Annotated in this window: 10 protein-coding genes; 3 read left to right on the top strand and 7 right to left on the bottom strand. The window is 72.5% G+C overall.

Annotated elements, in window-relative coordinates; all coding sequences use genetic code 11:
• Window positions 1-165: 165 nt before the first annotated feature.
• Window positions 166-5,916 (bottom strand): RHS repeat-associated core domain-containing protein, encoded by a 5,751-nt coding sequence (locus tag AC0QU1_RS05935; RefSeq protein WP_483575124.1) that lies wholly within the window; start codon window positions 5,914-5,916, stop codon window positions 166-168.
• Window positions 5,913-12,302: a LamG domain-containing protein gene (locus AC0QU1_RS05930; protein ID WP_483575123.1), complete on the bottom strand. Its 6,390-nt coding sequence runs from the start codon at window positions 12,300-12,302 to the stop codon at window positions 5,913-5,915. The genes AC0QU1_RS05935 and AC0QU1_RS05930 overlap by 4 nt, the downstream gene beginning before the upstream one ends.
• 250 nt (window positions 12,303-12,552) lie before the next feature.
• Between AC0QU1_RS05930 and AC0QU1_RS05925 the strand changes: the two genes are divergently transcribed.
• The gene (locus AC0QU1_RS05925) at window positions 12,553-14,886 is read left to right on the top strand and encodes a S8 family serine peptidase (RefSeq protein ID WP_483575122.1); all 2,334 of its coding nucleotides are present in this window, start codon (window positions 12,553-12,555) and stop codon (window positions 14,884-14,886) included.
• Window positions 14,887-14,893: 7 nt separating this feature from the next.
• Here the strand turns inward: AC0QU1_RS05925 and AC0QU1_RS05920 are convergent, their stop codons facing one another.
• Genes AC0QU1_RS05920 through pdhA form a run of 3 tightly spaced genes read right to left on the bottom strand, consistent with a single transcriptional unit; the run spans window position 14,894 to window position 18,479 of the window.
• Window positions 14,894-16,327, bottom strand: coding sequence for a dihydrolipoamide acetyltransferase family protein (locus AC0QU1_RS05920; protein WP_483575120.1), 1,434 nt, complete (start codon window positions 16,325-16,327; stop codon window positions 14,894-14,896).
• Window positions 16,324-17,343: an alpha-ketoacid dehydrogenase subunit beta gene (locus tag AC0QU1_RS05915; protein WP_483575119.1), complete on the bottom strand. Its 1,020-nt coding sequence runs from the start codon at window positions 17,341-17,343 to the stop codon at window positions 16,324-16,326. Before AC0QU1_RS05915 ends, AC0QU1_RS05920 begins: the two co-directional genes overlap by 4 nt.
• A complete protein-coding gene (gene pdhA, locus AC0QU1_RS05910; protein WP_483575117.1) occupies window positions 17,340-18,479 on the bottom strand; it encodes a pyruvate dehydrogenase (acetyl-transferring) E1 component subunit alpha in 1,140 nt (379 codons plus the stop codon). The genes AC0QU1_RS05915 and pdhA overlap by 4 nt, the downstream gene beginning before the upstream one ends.
• Before the next feature lie 116 nt (window positions 18,480-18,595).
• Here pdhA and AC0QU1_RS05905 point away from each other — a divergent pair, with 116 nt between their 5' ends.
• Window positions 18,596-19,069 (top strand): Lrp/AsnC family transcriptional regulator, encoded by a 474-nt coding sequence (locus tag AC0QU1_RS05905; RefSeq protein ID WP_483575115.1) that lies wholly within the window; start codon window positions 18,596-18,598, stop codon window positions 19,067-19,069.
• Here AC0QU1_RS05905 and AC0QU1_RS05900 read toward each other — a convergent pair.
• Both AC0QU1_RS05900 and AC0QU1_RS05895 read right to left on the bottom strand, forming a co-directional pair.
• Window positions 19,066-19,647, bottom strand: coding sequence for a DedA family protein (locus AC0QU1_RS05900; protein ID WP_483575113.1), 582 nt, complete (start codon window positions 19,645-19,647; stop codon window positions 19,066-19,068). The genes AC0QU1_RS05905 and AC0QU1_RS05900 overlap by 4 nt on opposite strands.
• A 102-nt stretch (window positions 19,648-19,749) precedes the next feature.
• A complete protein-coding gene (locus AC0QU1_RS05895; protein WP_483575112.1) occupies window positions 19,750-20,400 on the bottom strand; it encodes a PadR family transcriptional regulator in 651 nt (216 codons plus the stop codon).
• 204 nt (window positions 20,401-20,604) lie between these two features.
• On the opposite strand from AC0QU1_RS05895, the gene AC0QU1_RS05890 reads away from it, so the two are divergent.
• Complete coding sequence (locus tag AC0QU1_RS05890) at window positions 20,605-22,209, top strand: NAD-dependent epimerase/dehydratase family protein (RefSeq protein WP_483575111.1); 1,605 nt, start codon at window positions 20,605-20,607, stop codon at window positions 22,207-22,209.
• Window positions 22,210-22,245 lie beyond the last annotated feature (36 nt).

Genomic DNA, 22,245 nt, shown 5'->3' with positions numbered 1-22,245 from the left:
AGCACGCTCCCTTGATGGAGCACGGCGGGGTGCAACGCTCGCGGATCCCGCCAGCAGCCGGCCCAGCAACCTCCGAATCGCAAGGTCGCTGGGCCGGCCCGAACCGTTGGTGTCGAGGATGGCGCCGCACTTCGACCTGCCGGCGATCAAGCCGGTGAGTGGAACCTATTTTCCCCCAAGAGGGCTGTTCTTGTATGTGGACTCGTGAACATAGGCCAAGGCGTTGGGCACCCGAATGTCGTACGTCACAACCTTTCCGTCCGAATAGTATCGCTTATAGGTCCGCACCTTGTACTCAACAACGTGCATGTATTCCTGTCGACCTTTACATTCCCCGGGACATGGTTGGGTAGGAATCTCGTCGCTGCTGTTCCACGAGAGCTCCTTGGTTGCAGAGACCGAAGTCTCGAAGTTGGTTCCGAGTACTTCACCCGAGACGCCTGCGGAAACAGTGGTGGACCGGCTTATTCCTTCCGAGACAGTCCACTTACTCTCTTGCTCGTCCCACAGGATGACGCCCAGCCCGAGCTTCTCGTATTCCAGTCGGGTATCCCCTTGGGACACGTCGGTGTACGACCGAGCTGGTTGGTGCGCGTAGCATGTGGATCCAAATATCACTGGATTGAGGGCAGGGCATTTGTCGGGAATAAGCCGCTCGGGCTCGACCCCGCGCACAACGTGCGGGACCTTCCGCTCCTTCGAGCCGTTTTTCCCCTCGAATCCCGGGCCGCCACGTGGCGCCTTCCAGGATGACTTCGGCTTGTAGGACTTGATCTTCTTCACGATATTCTGGATCGCCTTGAAGAGCCAGCCGAAGAACATTCCGTCCGGGTCAGACGCGGAGGTCGGGTTGTTGTTCGAGTAGGCATACCCGTTCATCTGCTGGGCGTCCTTGTTATCAAGAAGCGGATCCACCGAGATGAACCGCCCCAGTTCGGCGTCATACTCGCGGGCCCCCAGATGAACCAGCCCGACAGCAGCGTCAATGGTCCCGCCCACGAACCCCTTCTCGCTCGGCCACCCCGTCGGCTGCTCCCCCCGCGCCACCCCGAACGGGTCCATCCGCCGCACCGACGTCTGCATGGTCACCGAGTTGATCGCCACCTGCGCCGTCCCGTGGTGGTCGCTCGCCGTCCACGTGAGCGCACCGTCGGTGCGCACGGCCACCGGCTGGCCCGCGTGCGTGTAGTACCGCGTCGCCGTGAGCTCCCCCGTCGCCTTGTCGGCCCGTAGCTCCTGCCCCGGCAGGTACAGCGTCGAGGCCTCGGAGTCGTGCCGGATCAGCCGGTCGCCGTCGGCGCCGTAGACGAACGAGGTGACCTCGTCGCCCTCGGTGACGGACTTGACCTTGCCGAGCTGGTCCCACGTGAGCCGCTGGTCACCACGCTGGATGGTGTTGCCGGCGTCGTCGTAGTCGTACGCCTCCGCCGCGATCTGCGTCCCGTCGGCCGAGAGGGTCTCGGCCGACTCGACCACGTTGGCCTGCTCGGCCCCCGCGTCCGGGTACTCGTACCGCTCGGTGACGTTGCCCTTCAGCTCGTGATCCACCTTCGTCAGGCGGTTGCCGGACTTGTCGTAGGTGAACGACTGCCAGTACGACGCCGGGCCGGAGAGAGCCCCCACGGAGCGCTCGTCCTCGCAGGACCCGCTGGGGGTCCACGCCTCGGTGAGCCGCCGCAGGTGGTCGTACTCGAAGCACTGCCGGTCGGTCGCCAGGTCACCCGGGGTGTCGGTGATCGAGAGCACGTTGCCCGCGTCGTCGTACTCGTAGGCCAGGTCGGCCTGCTCGGGGCGGGGCACCTCGCCGTCCACCACCGTGCGGTCCACGCGACGCGTGTACTGGTCGTAGTAGGTGGTGATCCAGGCGCGGTGCTTGGTCTCGTCGTACTCGGTGGCGCAGTCGTTCTCCTGGTCGTACAGGTCGGGCACGCCGCCGAGCTGGACGCGCTGCATCTCGCCCAGCCGCGTGTACGTGGAGCAGGACGCGTAGTAGGTGGTCTCCCCGGCGCCGTCGGCTCCGCCGTAGGTCAGCGCGGGGCGGCCGGCGTCGTCGTAGGTGTGGAAGATCTGCTCCTGCTGCAGGTCCCCGATGGCGGGCAGGATCTCGCTCTTGAGGCTGCCGTCCGGGTTGTAGGTGTACTCCGTGGCGTACGTGCGCGGGCCGCCGTTGCCGCTGCCGAGGATGCCCTCCGACTGCGGGATGGTCAGCAGGGTCTGCTTGGTCTGGTAGGTCGTGGTGTAGGAGTTGACCTTCGAGGTGATCGTGTTGCCAGCGGCGTCGAGCCGGAGGGACGACGTCGGCTTGCCCTTGGCGACCGTCACCGTGCCGTCCGGCCGCACGATGCGCGAAGCGTCGTAGGTCCACCGGGCGAGCACCGCGTCGGCGTTGCTGCCGTCGCGCACGTAGGTCTTGCGGCCCAGCGCGTCGTACTCGTAGGTGAGTACCTGGCCGCGGGAGTCGGTGGTCCGCACGAGCTGGCCCGCCGCGTCGAACACCGACTCGGTGACGCCGGCGGACGGGTCGTCGCTGCGCACCTTCTGCCCCGCCAGGTTGTAGTCGTAGTCCCACTCGTTCCCGGCCGGGTCGGTCACCGTCTTCAGCTTCCCCACCGGCGTGTACTCGTACCGGGTGATGTCGGCGTCACCGGTGGGCGTCGCGCCCTCGAACTGGTGCAACTCCGTGACCCGGCCACGTGCGTCGGTGACCGTCATGGTGGGCGTACCGCCCTCGGGCGGCGTGACGTACGTCCGGTCGCCGCCGTAGCGGGTCAGGGTCTCCCACTCGGTCTCGGTGTTGGCCTGGAACTCCGCCTCGACCGGCCGGTTGGCCGCGTCGTACTTGGTGACGTTCTGCCCCAGCGCCTCCGAGTCCGTCGCGCGCCACAGGCGCGAGTCCACCGGGTCCTCGTTGAAGAACGGGTTGGTCACGATGTACTCGCGGCCCTGGCTGTCGTACCGGTGGTCCGTCAACAGGCGCCCGCCGCCGGCCGCGGCGGCCTGCTCCTGCCGCACCCGGTAGTTGCCGTCGTAGATGGTGCGCGCCTCGATGTACTTGGGCCGCGCATCGCTGGTGTTCGGCCCCAGGTGGCGTGCGGTCACCACGTTCGGCGCGTCCCGGCTGATCGCGTAGTCGAACGTGGCCGACGGCGCGTCCGGGTACCTGCTCCGCGGGCGGTCGGTGCTCCACACCTTGACCAGGCGCCCGAGCGGGTCGTAGACGTTCTCGGTGACCAGGCCGTTCGGGTCGGTCACCTTGACCGCCTGCCCATCGCTGACCTCCAGGTCGGTCGTGGTGGCGAACCCCTTCGGGTCGGTCACCACCGTCGCCGTCGTCGGCCCGCCGGTCGCCGGCGTGTAGGCGGTGGTGGTGGCCCGGTCCAGCGCGTCCGCCGTCCGCGTCACGCGCCCGTGCACGTCGTACGCGGACGTCGTCTGGGTCTCGTAGACCGGGGTGCCACCCTGGTACCGGACCGCCTTCTCCACGAGGGTCGCGTTCCCCTTCGACGGCGCCGCCCCGTCACCGAGCCCGTCGTACCGGGTCTTCAGGTCCGAGACGGCGTGCTCGGGGTACGACGGCGCCGTGTCGCAGTTCACCGCTACCGTCTGGACGCGTACGGGGAACGACACGAGCCAGGCGCTCTCGTTGGCGCCGTACGTCGTGGTGGTGCACAGGTCGTCGCTCGGGGTCGTCACGTCTCCCTGGTCGTCGACCGTGGCCGGCTGCCCGTGCGGTCCGTACGTCGTGACCTTGCGGGTCTCGACCCGCCCGCCGGAGTCCTTGGGCGTGAACGTGCGCTCCGTACCCGGGGCCACGAAGTAGGCCTTGAGGTCGCCGCGCGCCGCGGTGGGCCCGCGCCAGACCGGGTCGGTGAGCGTCTTGGTCACGATCGGCGAGGTGTCCGCGATGCCGTTGCGCGTGACCGACTCGCGCTCGAACCCCTGCAGCCAGTCGTGGTCCTTGTGCTTGACACGCTCGGAGTCCTCGAACTCGACCAGGCGCTGGCCGCCCTGGGGGTTCAGCCGGTCCTGGTCCATGCCCCGGTAGTAGTACGTGTCGGTGCGGGTCTGCGGCCCCGCCTCGTCCTCCGGGTCGCCCATGATCGTGGTGACGTGGGAGAACCCGCGGAACTCGTTCCAGTTCTTCTTGTCCGGCGGCGTGAACTCGCTGGTGTCGTAGTGCCACGCGGCGCCGTCGTACCGGTACTGGACCTGCTGCTCGATGCTGGAGCTGATCAGGTCACTGATCACCAGGCCGGAGACCACGTACTTGTTGAACCAGGCGGTCTGCTCCTCGTGCGTCTCGTCGCCCCAGGGCGCTGGGTAGCACCGGCGGTCGTTGGTGTGCGGGGTGGGCAGGCGGCCTGCGTCGTCGACGCAGTTGGCGGGGGCATAGCTCACGCTGATCACGCCGCCGGCCTCGGACACGATGCTCGTGATCCGGTACCGGTTGAGCGGCGTCTGGTTGTCGGTCACCACGCGGTTGGCCATCTGGGCGCCCTCGAACGTGACCTTGGGCAGCTTGAGGCCCGTGCCACCGCCGATCAGGCCCGTGTGCTCGATCGACTTGAGCCAGAGCGCGGCTCCCGACGTCCCGTCGCCCGGGCTGGGGTACGACTGTTCGAGCCGCCACTGGTCGACCGGGACCAGCTCGCCGCCCTTGCGGACCTTGGTGGTCACGGTGTCCAGGCGCTGCCCGGTCCAGAACGTGGGCGACCACTTCTCCGCGCAGGTCGCGGCCTCGCAGAGCTGGTCCAGCGGCGTGTCCGGCCAGTTCTGGTGCTTGCCAGGGGTCGTGACGCACTCCGCCGCCGCGATCCCCGGGATGCACCGGTTGGCCGTGCCGAACTCCACCGTCGCCGCCGGCGTGCTCGACGCCGTCTCGTGCAGCCCGTACTGGATCCGGTTCAGCCACCCGCCGCGGTCGTAGGTGATCGCCTTGTCGCCGTCGTTGAAGTCGCCGTACCGGTTGGTCTCCTTGGTGTAGTCGTACAGCATCGTGTTGCCGTTGCGGTCCACCACCTTGTCCAGGTTCCAGCGCCACGCCTGCTCGCAGTGGGACGCCTTGAACGACGCCGCGCTGTAGCAGGGCTCACCGCTGTCGTCGCCGTACACCCGCACCTTCCACACGGAGTTCGACGCCGGCCGCGACCCGAAGAAGTACTGGGTGCCGTCGGTGGTGGTGATCTTCCACCCCTCGCCGTCCTGCTGGCCGCCGTCGGCGGAACCGAGCTGCTGCACGCGGGTGTAGTCGTCGTTCTTGAGCGTCCACCGGTCGCCGCCGGCCCGGATCATCAGGCCGCCACCGCCGTCGAACACGGACGTCGCGTTGTCGCTGCGCCAGCAGAGGTCGCCCACGTTGTCGAACCCGTTCTTGGGCCCGCGGCTGCCCTCCTTGTCCTGCATGCACCCGCCGTACGTGCGCTCGACGAAGGCCTCCCCCAGGCCCCAGCCGTCGCCCACCCAGGACGGCTGGTTGTTCGTCGCGCTCGTGCGGCCGTCCACGGCCGACGACGCGTAGCTCAGCGCCAGGTTCGGGCCGAGGCCGCCGGGGACCGGCGGCACCCGCAGCGGGTAGGACCACGTGAAGTCGCCGGTCTGCTCGGACACGTCCCAGGTGGCCGACGGCGACAGTGGCGTAGCCGTCGGCCTCCCGCCGCCGTCGGACACCTCGCTGCCCGGGTTCTGCGGCCCGCTGAGCGCGTCGCTCGTGGTGTCGTCGGTCACCGGGGCGTCCATCGCGCCGTCCGGCACGACCGGCACCGACGGCATGCCCGCGAGGCCGCCGGGGGTGTCGGCCGCCGCCTCCTGCGGCACCTGTGCCACCACGAGGAGGGAGGCGACCAGTGCGGTCACCGGGATCGTCGCCGTCCACCGGCGGCGGACGGTCCGCCGGTCAGAGCTCGTGCGCCAGGTCATGACTCGTCTCCTTCGGTCTGTGCAGCGGGCTCGGTCTGTGCCCCGGGCCCGGCCTGTGCCGCCAGGTCCGCGATCTCCTGCGCCGACAGGGCGCCCATCCAGGTGTCGACCTGATCGATGTCTCCGCTGAAGTACTCGGCGTTCGCCGCGCGGACCTGTCCGCGGCCGATCGCCATGCGGCGCTGCGCCGCGGACAGGGTCACGCCGTCCTGCACGCCCACGAGCGCGCCGTCCTGGTACAGCCGAAGCTGCTTGGCCGGGTGGTCGTAGACCCCCACCAGGTGCGTCCACTTGCCGATGGCGGCCGGTGGCCCCGAGTAGGCGCGGGCGAACGTCGCGTTGTCGGCGTCCGTGGTCCAGCCGCCGAACGACCAGCGCCCGATGTTGCCGTCGTACTGCAGCGAGAAGTCGCTCATCCGGGTCCCGTCCTGCGAGGCGACCGTCTGTACGCCCGCGCTGTCGGCGACCCGCACCCGGGCGGCGACCGTGATGCTGCCGTAGGTCGGGGCGCCGGAGTACGTGCCCTGCGCGAACCCGGGGGTCGCGCGGTTCAGGGAGAGCGCGCGGCCGAACCGGCCGTCCACGTACCCGACGGCGCCGTGTGCGGTGGTCGTGTTGTTGCGCCAGGAGGTGTCGGCGACCGTGTCGTCGTCGAACGTCCACACCCCCATCGACGGGTCCCAGACGTCGTTGTACACGGCGGCCACCTCGCCGTCGGACAGGCTCTCGTCGAAGGTGCGCACGTCGTCGACGTGGCCGTTGAACGGCAGGCTGAGGTCGTGGTGCGCGCCGATCCGCAGCACGTCGGGGGCTGCGACAGCGGGGACCCCGGACACGAGCTCGGACATGCGCCCGTTCACGTACAGCCGCATCTGCTCGAGGTTCGGCACGTACACGAGCGCGAGGTGCGTCCAGTGGCCCACCCGCACGGTCTCGTCGGAGTAGACGCCCCGGGTGACCGTCTGGCCGGACCCGTCCGCCCACGCGGCGACGCCGCCCCACCGGTTGCCCGTCCTCGTGAGCACGAAGCTGCCCCCGTTGCCCAGGACGACCTCCCAGTTGGTGCTGTCGCCCGCCGTCCGTGGGTAGACCCAGGCCGACACCGCGAACTCTCCGCCGGTGTTGATGGCCGGGCCGTCCGTGACGGCGTAGTTGTCCACGCCGTCGAAGGTCCGCGACCGGCCCTGCCTGCCGCCGATGACGTCCGTGGCGGCCCCGTTGTGCATGGTCGCGTCCAGCTCCCCGACGGCGTCCACCGCCACGGCGGTACCGTCCGCCTCGTCGAGCTTCCACTGGTGGGTGGGTGCGGGGGGCGCCGGGGGGATCGGGTCCAGCAGCCCGCCCGAGGCGTAGAACCCGTACAGCTCCCTGATGCGCGTGTCGTTGAGCGCTCCCGTGTAGGCGCGCACGTCGTCGATCACGCCGGGGAAGTACTCCGCCGGGCTGCCCGCATCGTCGCGGCCGCGGCCGATCTGGAGGTCCCCCGTCGTGTGCCAGGCCTCGACGCCCTCCGCCCCGCCACTGCGCACCGCGTCGACGAAGAGCCAGATCCGGCCCGTCGGAGCGTGGAAGACGCCCGTCAGGTGCACCGGCCGGTCGAAGTCGCACGGGGCGTCGGGGGCGGGGTTGTACGGGTCGCACCGGAACAGCTCGACCGTGACGACCTTGCGCCCGTCCTGGTTGGACATCTCGAACACCCAGTCGCCGTTCTCGGACCCGACCAATGGGTTGACCTGGTAGCCGAGCCGGAAGCGGCTGTCGGTGCCCGGCGGGCCGTCCAGGCTCAGCGCCGTGTGGACGCACTCGCCCAGGGCGGGCTCCTCCCCGCCGTTCGCCCAGTCGTCCCAGGTGCACGCCTTGTCGCGGTCGAGCTGGACGACCGTGGAGACGGTGAACGACCCGTCCGTCCGCACGTCGAGGTCCTTGGCCGTGAGGTAGTCGTCGGTGCCGTCCAGCTCGAGCGCGTTCCCCACCACGCCGTCGGTCCAGCCGACCTGCGCCGTGGCGGGCGCCGCCGCCGCACTGCCGCCGACGGCGTCGGCCGCGCTGCTGCCCTGGCCCTCGTCGAAGCGCCAGTTGTGCCGCAGGGTCAGGTCCCGGCCGGCCAGGTCGCGCACCTCGTCCGGGAAGAGCACCCTGCTGTACGCGGTGACGTCGTCGACGGAGCCGAGCACGCGGTTCTGCCGGTTGCCGGAGTTCAGGGACGCGCCGATCTGCAGCCCGCCCGTCGGGTGGTCCCACACCGTCGGGGCGGCGACGGTGCCCGCCGCCTCGCCGTTGACGTAGAGCGCGATGGTCTTGGCCGTGGCGTCGTAGACCCCGGCCAGGTGCGTCCACGCGCCCTCCTGCGCGAGCGGACCTTCCACGACGTAGGCCGTGCCGGCGCCGTCGACGGACGGCTTCTGGAAGCCCCACCGGCCGTTCGACAGCTTGACGAGCTGGAACGCGCTCATGCTCCGCCCGTCCTGGGACACGATCGTCGACGTGCCGTTCAGGTCGCTGATGCGGGCCCAGGCCGTCACCGCGAAGCTCTTGGTCGTGTCGACCGCGTGCGGCGCGGAGATCCAGTCGTTCCCGTTCCCGGTCAGCGCCCGGTCGTTGTCGTCCGACGGCAGGTCCGTCTGCCCGGGCTCCCACAGGCAGTCGGTCACCGACGTCGTGCCGTTGCAGTGCACGGTCCCGTTGAGCGCAGCACCGGTCGCGCTGGTCGCGTCCCCGTCCAGCGGCCAGCGTCCGACGGCGACGTCGTCGCGCACCACGATCGCCTGGACCTCGTCGGCGCTCAGTGCCCTGGTGTAGGCCCTGACCTCGTCGACGGCCCCGTTCCAGCGCCCCGCCGGCGTGCCGTTCAGGCTGCGGCCGATCACGAACGGGCCGCTCGCCGCGAACTCGGTGGGCGCCCGGCTGGCCGGGGTGCCCACCGGGAGCCCGTTCACGTACAGCCGGACCGCCCGGTTCGCGCCGTCGTGCACGGCGAACAGGTGCGTCCACGCGGTGGGGTCGGCGGCGTCGGCGCGGACGACGGCGTCGGCCACCGCGTCCTGGGCGTCCTGGCCGTACGTGGCGTACTCCCACTGCCCCGTGGCCGCGCCGGTCTTCAGGTACGAGACGGTGAACCCGCTGCGGTTGGTGCCATCCTGCGACAGCGCGACCACCCGGTCGCCCACCGCCAGGTTCGCGACCGCCGCCGGGTCCAGCCGCACGTGGCCGCCCACCGAGTAGCTGCGGTTGGTGGTCACGACCGGCCCGTCGGACGAGACCACCTCGCCGTCGGCCCCGCCCACGTGCACCGCCTGCCCCACGGCGCCCTCGGCGACGCTCGGGTCCTGTTCGCCGTCCGCGTCGCAGTCGCCGCAGAGGTAGGCGTCGGGGTGCAGCACGCCGGCCTGCCCGCCCGGCACGCTGTTCAGGGCCGTGCTGCTCCCGGGCTTGTCCTCGAACTTCCACTGCGCCACCTGCACGTTCGAGCCGGCCACCGCCGCCTTGACCTCTGCGCCGGTCAGCGTGCGCTCGTACAGCCTGACCTCGTCCACCAGGCCTTCCCAGTGGTCCACCGCCGCGGCGCCGTTCCACATCGTCCGGCCGATCTGGACGTCACCCCGCGCGTTCCAGTCCGGGCATGCCGCGCCGCGGGTCACCTCGCCGGCCTTCTCGCCGTCCACGTAGAGCGTCAGCTTCCGCGTCTGCGCGTCGTAGGTGCCCGCGAGGTGGGTCAGTGCGCCGGTCTCGGACGGCTCGGTCGAGGCGGCGATGGACGTGCCCTTGTACTCCGCGTCCGAGCACGCCATGCCGAACGCCCAGCGGCCGCCCTCCTCGACGCCGTCACCGTCCTCGTCGGGCCGCTGCCACAGCACGAAGCCCGAGAAGTTGGTGCCGTCCTGGCTCACGGCGGCCCGGGCGCCGGTCGCGTCGTCCAGCCGCACCCAGGCCGACACCGAGAAGCTCGCGTCGGTCCGGACGGCGTTCGGCGCGCTTGCGTGCCCCCTGCTCCCGTCCAGCAGCAGGCCCTGGTTGACCGCGCCGTCCGCGTACGACGCGCCGTCGTGCACCGTCACGTCGCGGTCGCCCAGGTAGGCGCGGTCCTTGCCCGTGCCGTCCAGCGACCAGTCGGCGTACGCGCCGTTACCCGGACGCACCCGCAGGTGCCTGGTCACGAGCGGGCTCTTGTTCCCCGCGCGGTCGACGGCCTGCACGAAGAACGACCGCGGGCCGTCGCCGGGCGGCGTCGTCCAGATGGTGGCCTTCCCGCCCAGCGCGTCGGCGTTGATCTTGTTCGTGGGCGGGTCGCTCCAGCCCCACAGGTAGTGGTCGACGTCGTCGTCGCCGGTGATGTCCGTGCACCGCCCCGCCGTCTGGAGCGCCGGGGTGCACGCCTTGACGTCGAACCGGCCTGCTACGCCCTCGCCGCCGTGCCACCGGTTGTCCTCGGTGTACAGGTAGGTGTCCAGCACGGGTGCGGTCGGCGCCTTGCGGTCGACCACGAACCTCGGCCCCGCCACGACCGGGCCGTCGTTGTTCCAGTCGCGCGCGCCCACCTGCCACGTCACGGAGTTGACGGCGTTCTCGGCGGTCGTGATGGGCCGCGAGTGCGTGGTCCCCGACGCGGCGAAGTTCGGGCTGACGTAGTCGGTGGTCTGCCCGTTGCTGGTGTACCGCCAGACGCCCTTGAGCGCGTCGCCGTCCGGGTCGGTCAGCGTGGCCTTGATGCTCACGCTGGAGTCGCTGATGTAGGGCACGCCGGCGCACCAGGTGCAGGGCGTCTTCAGCGGCGGGTCCGTGATCAGGCCCGACGGCGCGTTCGGCACCGTGTTGTAGCGGGTGATCAGCTTGGCGTTGTTGTTGTACTTGCGCCACCACGGCGAGTGCTCGACGTCGGCGTCGTTCGCCGGGGACACCAGGAACGACGTGTGCCCGCCGCGGTTCACGCGCGACGTGACGTCGGCCGCCGCCGTCTTGGCCCCGCCGCACCCGTAGTTCGCGTTCACCTTCGGCACGAGCATGTCGACGTACGAGGGCTCCCAGCCGGGCTTGGTGTTCCACGTCGTGCCCGGCCCCGGGTCCGACGTCGCCTTGTGCACGTGGTGGTACCGGGCGGTCGCGTTGCAGTCGGGGCTGTGCTCGACGACGGCGTTGAGGTCCGCGTTGACGACCACCTTGCCCGCGAGGAAGCTCGTGTCGAACCGCCAGTAGGTCCACGCGACGCCGATGTTGCGGAGGCCGCAGGCACCCCAGCCGGACCAGCACCGGCCGACCTGCGCGAGCGGCGGCTCGCCGCTCGTGTTCCACCCGTCGAAGTTCGGGAGACCCGACAGCACCGTCGCCCAGCCGTACTTGTCCGCGGTGTGATCGCTCATGATCGTGATCGGGAACTCGGTGTCGCCGTCGACGGCGTCGTCCGCGAGCGCCAGGTCCGCCGAGCCGGGCTCCGCGGCCGCATCCAGCGCGACGGGCCGGCCGTCGGCGTCGACGGCCAGCGGCGGCGGCGCGGAGATCGCCCCGTCGCCGCCCTTCTCGTTCTTGCCCGCCTTGATCGTGAACCCGCCGTCGCGCTGCCGGACGGCGTCGCCGTCGCCGCCGGTGACGCCGAGGCGGAACGGGTCCGCGGTCAGCGCCTCCGCCGCGTTGCGGTTCCGCACCACGAGCCGCGTCGAGAAGCCGGCGGCGTGGGCGACGACCTCGAGGTCCACCCCCGGCCGGACTTCCTCGTAGGTGGCGGTGGCGCCGTCGAGCGAGGGCTCCGGCAGGTCCTCGGACGACGCGAGGCTGAGCGCCGCGCCGCCCTGGGCCATCCGGGCGAGCTCGGTGTCCGGACCGCCCGCCGAGAACGCGAGGTCGACGGGCGAGGCGACCGGCCGCAGCACGCCGTCCTCGCCGGCCCGCAGGTCGGTGTCGATCGTGCGCCAGGTCCCGTCCTCGGCCCTGGCGCGGATCGGCGACGAGTTGAACTCCACGACCATCTGGCCGTCGGGCTCCGCGTAGACCGTCCGGGTCTCGGTCCGCAGCTCTAGGGCCTCAACCCGGCGTCCGGCGGCCCGCGCGGCGGCCATGGCCTTCTGCTCCGCGCGCTGCTCCCGGGTCGGCCCGGCCAGGTCGGGCGCCGACGGCGTGTCGGGCGCCGCCTGTGCGACGTCCGGCACCGCCTGCCCGGCTGCCGCCTCGGCCGCGGGCTGCTGGGCGGCGGCCGTCTCGGCCGCCAGCCCGGCTGCCGTGCCGTTCGCCAGCCCGTCCGCCTGGGCCGGAGCGACGAACGCACCGACCCCAAGCGGCACGGCGACCGCCAACGAGACCGCCGCAGCCAGCACCCGGCTCGCCGGGGTGCGCCGCAGCGCAGCCGTCGGCCGGCCTGCCCGTCTCGTGCCCGACTCGGAACCCGCACCTGGACGCATCGCTCCACCCTTCGTTGCCGTCTGGCGCCCGAGCCAGACCTTCACCGGCGAGCATCCGCGGCGCGGCTAACACATCGCTCTCACTTCGCCCAGGCCCGAATCACCCGCGCCCGCCGCGGCCGCACCCCTCCTGACCTGGCCTCCTGCGGCCTACGGTGATCCGCGACCCCGCAGCCGCACGCCGGCGCGGGGTCGGTCCATCTCGTGGTGCCGGGTGCTGCGCGGCCCGGCCAGGTCTGGGGAGGCAACGATGAATGAGCCGGTCGCACAGCGGGTCCTGCCCCGGCGCCGGGCCGCGTGGCTTCGGCGCCGGGCGGCATGGGTGGTCGCCGTCGCCGCCTGCCTGGCCTCCGTCGCGGTGCCCGCGGAGGCGGGGCCTGGCGGCGCACCGGCACTGGCCGCTGCATCGGCGCAGGCTGCCGTGTCCCCGCGGGACACGGCGCCCACACCGCCCGCGGACGGCGGCGCCGTCCGCGGCGAACGAAGCCCCGCCGCCATCCCGGGCGAGTACATCGTTGTGCTCGCCGACGCCGAACGAACCAGGCCGGACGTCGTGGCCAGGGGACTCGCCAAGGAGTTCTCCGGCACGCTGCGCGGCACGTTCCGGCACACCGTCCGCGGCTTCAGCGTGGCCATGTCCCCCGACGACGCCCGCCGGCTCAGCCGTGACCCCTCGGTCGCCTACGTCGAGGCCAACCAGCGGATGAGCGCCGCGGACGTCCAGTCGCCCACCCCGAGCTGGGGCCTCGACCGGGCCGACCAGCGCACCGTCCCCCTCGACGCCTCCTACACCTACGCGAACACCGGCGCCGGGGTGACCGCCTACGTCCTGGACACCGGCATCCGGGTGAGCCACCAGGACTTCGAGGACCGCGCCGTCTCGGGCACCGACCTCGTGGACGGCGACGCCGACGCCGCCGACTGCGACGGCCACGGCACCCACGTGGCCGGCACGATCGGCGGGGAGGACCACGGCATCGCCAAGGACGTCACCCTGGTCGGCGTCCGCGTGCTGGACTGCAACGGCGACGGCACCACCCAGGACGTGATCGCGGGCATCGAGTGGGTCACGGCCCAGCACCAGCCGGGCGAGCCGGCGGTGGCCAACATGTCGCTCGGCGGCGGCTTCTCCCAGGCGCTGAACGACGCCGTGTCCGCCTCGGTCGCCGACGGGGTCACCTACGTGGTGGCGGCAGGCAACGAGAACGGCACCGACGCCTGCACCCGGTCCCCCGCCTCGACCCCCGCCGCGCTCACCGTCGGAGCCACCACCAGCTCCGACGCCCGGGCCCCCTACTCGAACCTCGGCACCTGCCTCGACCTGTTCGCACCCGGCTCGTCGATCACGTCCGCCTGGTACAGCAGCGACACCGCCACCAACACCATCAACGGCACCTCGATGGCCGCACCCCACGTGGCCGGCGCCGCGGCGCTCCACCTGGCCGCCGACCCGACGCTCACCCCGGCCCAGGTCTCGGCCGCCCTGCTCGACGGCGCGACCCCCGGCGTCGTCACGGACCCGGGTGCGGGCTCGCCGAACCGCCTGCTGTACACGGGGACCGTGCCGCCGCCCACGCGGGACTTCGCGATCTCGCTCGACCCGGCCGAAAGGATCGTCCAGGCGGGTTCGTCGACCACGGCCACGGTCTCGACCAGTACCACGCTCGGCGACCCGCAGCAGGTCACCCTCTCCGTGCGCGGCCTGCCTACCGGCGTGACGGCGGCGTTCGACCCGGCCACCCTCACCTCGGGCCAGACGTCCACGCTCACGGTGACCACGACGCCGTCGGCGCCGCCGGGCACCTACGCGCTCCAGGTGCGGGCCCGCGGCGCCACGTGGCACGCCACCACCTACCGCCTGACCGTGGCCGGCCCGCCGGGCTGCACCCAGACCAACGGCAGCGACGTACCCGTCAAGGACAACGGGACCACCGAGTCGGTGGTCTCCGTCAGTGGCTGCGCCGCCACCCCCAGCGCGGCGGCCCTTGTCGACGTCGCGATAGTCCACAGCTACGTCGGCGACCTCTACGTCGACCTGGTCGCCCCGGACGGCACGAGCTACCGGCTGCACAGCGGCACGGGCGGCGGCGCCGACAACCTCGACACCACCTACACCGTGGACCTCTCGCGCGAGACCGCCGACGGCGCCTGGCGGCTGCGCGTCCGCGACACGCAGGCCGGCGACACCGGGTACATCGACTCGTGGACCCTGCGCCTCGACCCGCCGGCCAGCCCGCCGGCGGTCTGCGACGGCGAGAACACCACCGACGTCCCGATCCCGGACAACAGCACGGTCAACAGCCCGATCACGCTGTCGAACTGCCCGCGCAACGCCTCGGCGTCGGCCCAGGTGCGTGTCGACATCACGCACAGCTACCGCGGCGACCTCGTCGTCCGCCTCATCGCCCCCGACGGCACGGCCTACACCCTCCTCGACAAGAGCGGCGGTGGCGCCGACGACGTGCACCAGACGTTCACCGTCAACCTGGCCGCCGAACCCGTTGACGGCACCTGGCACCTGCGCGTCCAGGACACCGCCACCGGCGACACAGGGACCCTCACGGGGTGGTCCCTCACGACCTGAGCCGCCGTCAGAGCCGCACGATCGCCGGGATCGGGTGCTCGACGGCGTCGGCGACGGACCGCATGAAGGCCGCCGCCGTGCCGCCGTCGCAGACCCGGTGGTCGAAGACGAAGGACATCTGGGTGATCTTGCGCGGCACGATCTGGCCGTCCACCACCCACGGCCGGTCGATGATGCGGCCGAAGCCCAGGATCGCGACCTGCGGGTGGTTGATGATCGCCGCGCTGCCGTCCACCCGGAAGCTGCCGTAGTTGTTCAGCGTGAACGTCCCCGCGGTGAGCTCCTCCGGCGTCACCTTCCCGACGCGGGCGCGGGCCGTGAGGTCCCGGAGGGCGGCGTCGAGCTGGACCGTGGTCATCGCGTCGGCCCCGAGCACCGCCGGCGCGACCAGCCCGAGCTCACCCTGCACGGCGATGCCCAGGTTGACGGCCTCCGGGACGACGATCTCGTCGCGCTCGACGTCGAGCCGCGCGTTCAGCACCGGGTACTCCTTGAGCCCGGCGACGACGAACCGGGCGAGGTAGGCGAGCAGCCCCGGCCCCGGGTCGGCGGGCGTGCGGGCGGCCTCGCGCAGCTCCCAGAGCGCGGTGGCGTCGACGTCGACCCAGACGCTGGCCTCCGGGATCTCCGCGCGGCTCCGCGACAGGATCTTGGCCGCGGTCTTCTGGAAGCCGGTCAGGGGGATGCGGCGCTCGCCGGAGGCGGAGGCGGAGGCGACGGCGGAGGCGGCCCCGGCGACTGCGGCAGCCGGAGCGGCGGCGGCAACCGGGACCCGCCGAGCCTGCTCGACGGCGGCCCGCACATCAGACCTGGTGACGACGCCGCCGGACCCGGTGGGCCGGATCGTGTGCAGGTCCAGGCCCGCGTCACGAGCGAGCCGCCGGACGATCGGCGAGATCACCTTCACCGGCCGGTTCTTGATGGCCGCGGCGACCACGGACGCCGTCTTCTCAGCGCCGCCCGGCGGCACGTGCCCCGGCTGGACACCGCGCGGCCGAGGCTCACGCGACCGACGGCCCCGCCCCGAGCCCGACGACGCCGAGGTCCCGTACCCGATGAGCACGTTCCCGGAGCCGGCCTGCTCCTCCTCGCGGTAGGCCTCGGCGGCCCGGTCTCCGGCCAGCTCGGGCTCAGGCTTGGACGTAACCGCGGGCTCCAGCTGCGGCTCCGAACCAGCCGCCCCCACGCCGTCGGCGGCAACGGTGATCAGCGGCCTGCCCACCTCCACGGTCTCCCCCTCCGCGGCGTGCAGCGCCCCCACCCGCCCGGCGTACGGGCACGGCACCTCGACCACCGACTTGGCCGTCTCGACCTCCACCACCGGCTGGTCGACGGCGACCACGTCGCCCTCCGCGACCAGCCAGTGCACCACCTCCGCCTCGGTCAGCCCCTCGCCGAGGTCGGGCAGGAGGAAGGTCTGCTCGGTCGCGGTGGTGGTCATGCATCCTCCCACTGGAGGTCGTCGACGGCGTCGAGGATCCGGTCCACCGACGGGAGCTGCACGTGCTCGAGCTTGGGCGGCGGGAACGGGATGTCGAAGCCGGTGACCCGCCGCACCGGCGCGGACAGCGAGTGGAAGCAGCGCTCGCCCACCCGGGCCGCGATCTCGGACGCGACGCTGGCGAAGCCGGCCGCCTCGGCGATGACCACCGCGCGGCCCGTCGACTCCACGGCCGCACAGACCGTCGCGTCGTCGAACGGGACGATGGAGCGCAGGTCCACGACCTGGAGGCTGCGGCCGTCGCGCGCGGCGGCCTCCGCCGCCTCCAGCGCGACCGGCACGGACGGCCCGTAGGCGATGAGGGTGGCATCGGTGCCCTGGCGGCGTACGACGGCCGTGCCGATACCCGGCTCGCCGCCGTGCGTCAGCGGGACGTCGTCCTTCGCCCAGTAGAGCTTCTTCGGTTCGAGGAAGACCACCGGGTCGGGCGAGGCGATGGCCTCCCGCAGCAGCGCGTAGGCGTCGGCGGGGTTCGACGGCGCGACGACGTGCAGGCCGGGCGTGTGCGCGTAGTAGGACTCCGACGAGTCGCAGTGGTGCTCGACGCCGCCGATGCCGCCCGCGTACGGCACCCGGATGACCATGGGCAGCTCGACGCGGCCGCGCGTCCGGTTCCGCATCTTGGCGATGTGGCTGACGACCTGCTCGAACGCGGGGTACGCGAAGGCGTCGAACTGCATCTCGATCACGGGCCGCATGCCGTTCATGGCGAGGCCGACGGCGAAGCCGGCGATGCCCGCCTCGGCGAGCGGGGTGTCGAAGCAGCGGTCCTCGCCGAACTGGTCGGTGAGGCCGTCGGTGACCCGGAAGACGCCGCCGAGCGGCCCGACGTCCTCGCCGAGCACGAGCACCGTGGGGTCCTCGGCCATCGCGTCGCGCAGGGCGTGGTTGATCGCCTGCGCCGTGCTGAGGGTCTCGTGGGTGAGCGTCTTGTGCTCCACCGCTGTGGCGGTCATCGGCGCGCCGCCTCTCTGTTCAGCCCGTCTGGGCCCAGCCCTGCTCGGCCCAGTCCGTCCCGGCTCAGCTCGTCGTGCACCAGCGCGAGCTGCTCCACGAGCTGCGGCGTCGGCCGGGAGTAGACGAAGCCGAACAGGTCGTCGGGGTTCGGCTCCACGTCCCGGTTGATGCCGTCGCGCGTGCGGCGGGCCACCTGCTCGGCGGCGTCGGCGAAGGCAGCGGCGCGGGCGTCGTCCAGGGCTCCCGTGGCGCGCAGGTAGGTCTCCAGCCGCACCAGCGGGTCCTTGGCCGCCCACTCGGTGACCTCGGCGTCGGCGCGGTAGCGGGTCGCGTCGTCGGCGTTGGTGTGAGCCTGCATGCGGTAGGTGCGGCCCTCGACGAGCTGCGGCCCCTCGCCGGCCCGCGCGCGCCCGACCGCCCGGGACAGCACGTCGAGGAGCGCCGCGAGGTCGTTGCCGTCCACCTGCTCCCCCGGGATGCCGTAGCCCACGCCCTTGTGCGCGAGCGACGGCGCGGCCGACTGCCGGGCCAGCGGCACCGAGATCGCATACTGGTTGTTCTGCACGAAGAACACGACCGGCGCCCGGAAGACGGCGGCGAAGTTCAGCGCCTCGTGGAAGTCGCCCTCGCTGGTGGCGCCGTCGCCGCACATGGCGAGCACCACGGTGCGCTCGCCGCGCAGCCGCGCCGCGTGCGCCACGCCGACGGCGTGCGGGAGCTGTGTGGCGAGCGGGGTCGCCAGCGGCGCGACCCGGTGCTCGTACGGGTCGTACCCCGAGTGCCAGTCCCCCTTGAGCAGCCCGAGGACGTCGACCGGGTCGACGCCGCGCGTGACGGCGGCAGCGGTGTCGCGGTAGGTCGGGAAGAGCCAGTCGTCGCCGTCGAGCACCTGCGCCGCCGCGACCTGGCAGGCCTCCTGCCCGGAGGACGAGGGGTAGACGGCCAGGCGGCCCTGCCGGACGAGCGCGTAGGCCTGCTCGTTGAACCGGCGGGCGGCGACCATGCCCGCCAGCCCTCGCAGGAGGTCCTCGGCGGCGGGCAGCGAGCCGGTGCCGGCGGCCGTCGGACGGCCGTCCGGATCAAGGAGCATGACCGGCTCCCGCGACGGCAGCATGACATCATCGTCACTCGTCATATAGATATACTGGTCAAACTTTCATTCGGATTCCATCAACGGCGAGGATCCGAGAGACTGTCCAGCAATCGCGAGGTAATGCGATCCAAATGTCCAACGGCGAAGGGGCTGAGGGCATGGCCGCGAGACAAGTGGCACCGGGCCTCGACGAGGTCGACCAGCGCATCGTCGACGAGCTGCGCCAGGACGGCCGGATGTCCATGCGGTCCCTGGCCGAGAAGCTGCACATCTCGCGGGCCAACGCCTATGCGCGCGTGCAGCGGCTCGAGTCCAGCGGGGTGATCCGCGGCTACCGCGCGGACATCGACCCGGTGCTGGCCGGCCTGGGCACGTCGGCCTACGTCACGGTCAACCTCAAGCAGGCGGAGTGGCGCTCGGTCCGCGAGCAGCTCAGGACCCTGCGGGGCGTGGACCACATCGGGCTGGTGGGCGGGGAGTTCGACCTCATCCTGCTCGTCCGCGCCCGCGACAACGCGGACCTGCGGCACCTGATCCTGGACCAGCTCCAGGGCATGAACGGCATCCTCAACACGCACACCCTGCTGGTGTTCGAGGAGCCGGTCCCGGCGGGGCCGGAGCCGGCCGGCTAGACGCGCCGGCGCCGCAGCAGGCTGCTCAGCCGGATCGCGCCGGCGGCGACCGCCGCCATGGCGAGTCCCACGGCGATCCCCAGCCACGGGTTGCCGCCGAACGCCGCGGCGCCCACGTACCCCAGCACGCAGTAGTAGGTGGCCCACAGGACCGCCGCGGCGAGGTCGAACAGGAAGAACCGCCGCCGCGGGTAGCCGTTGGCGCCCGCGGCAAAGGTGACGGCGGTCCGCCCCCCTGGCACGTAGCGCGCCCCGAGCAGGACGACGCCGCCGCGCCGCGCCAGCAGGTCGCCGGCCCCCACGAAGAACGTGTTCGACCGCAGGGCCTTGGGCAGGAAGCGGCCCAGCCGCGACCCACCGGTCCGGCCGATCTGGTAGGACAGGTGGTCGCCCACCATGGCCCCGGCCGCCGCGCTGAGGACGACCAGGACGGGGTGCGCCTGCCCGGCCGCCGCGAAGGAGCCGGCGCTCAGCACCAGGATCTCGCTGGGCGTGAGGAAGACGAACGCGTCGAGCACGGCCAGCGAGAAGAGGCCCAGATACAGCCAGGGGCCGGACAGGGCCGCTAGATCGAGCACCCGTCCATTGTGCCGGGGTTCTCCTGTGAGCACCCTGAGAACGGCGCCGCCGAGCGGCTGAAATCGCGGATGGCCGAGCGCCCGCGCGCCCGGCCGTCCGGCTCAGTCCTCCGACGCCGGCGCCTGCCCGGCGAGGACCAGGTAGACCTCGCGGCGCGCCTTGTCGAGGATCGTGGTGACGGCGGCGGCCTGCTCGGCCGTCCCCGTCCGCGAGACCTGCTCGACGGCGTCGGCCAGGGCGTGGAGCTCGTGCCGGAGCTGGCGGCCGTGGCCGCGCCCGACCTGCTCCCACGGGGTGCCCAGCTCGTCCTTGTGCTCCTCGACGTAGGCGGCGCCGTCGTCGGTGAGCGTGGCGAGCTTGCGGCCGCCGTCCTCGGTGAGCGCCACGAGGCCCTCGTCGGCGAGCAGGGACAGCGCGGGGTAGACCGCGCCGGCGCTCGGGCGCCAGCGGCCGTCGGTGCGGTCGGCCAGCTCCCCGATGATCTGGTAGCCGTGCATGGGCCGCTCCGACAGGAGCAGCAGGATCGCGGCGCGGATCTCGCCGCGCCCGGCGCGCCGCGGGCCGCGGGGGCCACGGCGGCCGCCGTCGCGGTAGTCGCCGCGCGGGCCACGGTGGCCGCGGCCGCCGCGCCCCTCGCCGCGGCCGAAGCCGCGGGGGTCGAAGTCGCCGCGGCCGAAGTCCTCGCGACCGTAGCCGCGCGGGTCGAAGTCCCCGCGCTCGGGGATGTGGGGGAAGTTTCGGTGGGTACGCATGGTGTGTCTCCTCGTGATGTCTCGTGGTGTGCGGCGGGGCGAGGCGGTGCGCTGTCGCGCACTACGGCGTCTCGTCAGTTCTCCCGCCGGCCGGGAGCGCTGGGCACTCGACCGACACTCTAAAGATAGATCAACGATATATCGTTGCGCAAGACCCCGTCAGCCGCGCATGCGAGTCCGCCGGGTCGGTGTCACGGTGCTGGCATGCGGACAGTCGTCGTCGGAGCTACGGGAAACGTCGGGACCGCGCTGCTGCGCGCCCTGCACGAGGAGCCGGGCGTCACGTCGGTGCTCGGGATCGCCCGCCGGCTGCCGGACCGGAACGCCGCGCCCTACCGGCATGCCGAGTGGGCGCCGGTCGACATCGCGGCAGAGGACACCGCCGAGACGGTCGCCGCCCTCGCCGAGCACTTTCGCGGCGCCGACGCCGTCGTCCACCTGACCTGGCTCGTCCAGCCCAACCGCGAGCGCGACCTGCTGCGCCGCACCAACGTGGAGGGCACCCGGCGGGTGGCCGATGCGGTGGTCCGCGCGGGGGTGCCGCACCTGGTCGTCGCGTCGTCGGTGGGGGCGTACTCCCCCGCGGGCGACGACGCGCCGCGGCGCGAGGACTGGCCCACGGAGGGCATCCCGACGTCGCACTACAGCGTGGACAAGGCGGCGCAGGAGCGCGTGCTGGACGAGCTGGAGGCCGCCCGTCCCGACGTCGCGGTGGCGCGGCTGCGCCCGGCCCTGACCTTCCAGGCCGACGCCGCCCAGTCGATAGTGCGGTACTTCCTGGGCCCGCTCGTGCCGGTGCAGCTCCTGCGGTACGGCCGCCTTCCCGCGCTGCCGCTGCCCGCCGGGCTGCGGCTGCAGGCGGCGCACGCCGACGACGTCGCGGACGCCTACCGGCGCGTGCTCGTGAAGCAGGCCCGCGGCGCCTTCAACGTGGCAGCCGACGGCCTGCTCGACGGCCGGGCCCTCGCGCGGCTGCTGGGCCACGGCCGGCTGGTCGAGCTGCCGCCGTCCGCCGTCCGGGCCGCGCTCGGCGCCGCGTACGACGGCCGCGTGGTCCGGGCCGATCCCGGCTGGCTCGACCTGGGGCTGTCCGTGCCCGTGCTCGACACGACCCGGATCCGGGACGAGCTGGGGTGGGCGCCGCGCCGCACCGCGGCGGAGGCGGTCGAGGAGCTGCTCCACGGGATGGCGGTCGGGCAGGGGGTGGCCTCGGCTCCCCTGCGTCCCGCCACGCCCCGGCCCGCCGGGGACTCGGTCACGCCGCTGCGCCTCCGCGGGAAGGTCCAGGTCCCCGCCTCGATGGACCCCTACCTCTTCGGCCTCTACCTCTCCGACCACTTCACCGGCGCGACGGTGGGCCTCGAACGCATGGAGCTCATGACCCGCGCCTACCGGGACACCCCCTTCTACCCGGAGCTGGCCGAGGCCACCGAGCAGCTCCGGGGCGAGCGGGAGCTGTACCGCGACCTGCTGGCGGCGCTCGGGGTAAGGCGCCGTCGGCACCGGCAGGTGGCGGCGTGGCTCGGCGAGAAGGTGGGGCGGCTCAAGCTGAACGGCCGGATCACCAGCCAGTCGCCCATGACGGCGGTCCTCGAGGCGGAGCTGATGCGGTCGGCGGTGCTGGGCAAGATCGGCGGCTGGCAGACGCTGCGCGAGCACGCCGACGAGGTCGGGCTCGACCCGGCGCAGCTCGACGAGCTCGTGGGTCGGGCCGAGCGGCAGCTCGCGCTGCTCGACCGGTTCCACACCTACGCGCGCGAGCGGGCGTTCGCGAGCACCGGCCCGGCCCGCAACGTCCTGCCGCCGTGACCCGCGCCGTGGCGTGCCCGGGCCCTGTCACGGGCG

This window comes from Promicromonospora noduliphila (genome assembly GCF_056951025.1).
The sequence above is the reverse complement of the archived record's forward strand: the minus strand, read 5'-3'. Positions and strand labels throughout refer to the sequence as shown.

Coding starts and splice junctions, on each gene's coding strand:
- AC0QU1_RS05895 (WP_483575112.1), bottom strand. CDS start 20,400: ATGCGTACCCACCGAAACTTCCCCCACATCCCCGAGCGCGGGGACTTC.
- AC0QU1_RS05925 (WP_483575122.1), top strand. CDS start 12,553: ATGAATGAGCCGGTCGCACAGCGGGTCCTGCCCCGGCGCCGGGCCGCG.
- AC0QU1_RS05935 (WP_483575124.1), bottom strand. CDS start 5,916: ATGACCTGGCGCACGAGCTCTGACCGGCGGACCGTCCGCCGCCGGTGG.
- AC0QU1_RS05890 (WP_483575111.1), top strand. CDS start 20,605: ATGCGGACAGTCGTCGTCGGAGCTACGGGAAACGTCGGGACCGCGCTG.
- AC0QU1_RS05915 (WP_483575119.1), bottom strand. CDS start 17,343: ATGACCGCCACAGCGGTGGAGCACAAGACGCTCACCCACGAGACCCTC.
- AC0QU1_RS05930 (WP_483575123.1), bottom strand. CDS start 12,302: ATGCGTCCAGGTGCGGGTTCCGAGTCGGGCACGAGACGGGCAGGCCGG.
- AC0QU1_RS05920 (WP_483575120.1), bottom strand. CDS start 16,327: ATGACCACCACCGCGACCGAGCAGACCTTCCTCCTGCCCGACCTCGGC.
- pdhA (WP_483575117.1), bottom strand. CDS start 18,479: ATGACGAGTGACGATGATGTCATGCTGCCGTCGCGGGAGCCGGTCATG.
- AC0QU1_RS05905 (WP_483575115.1), top strand. CDS start 18,596: ATGGCCGCGAGACAAGTGGCACCGGGCCTCGACGAGGTCGACCAGCGC.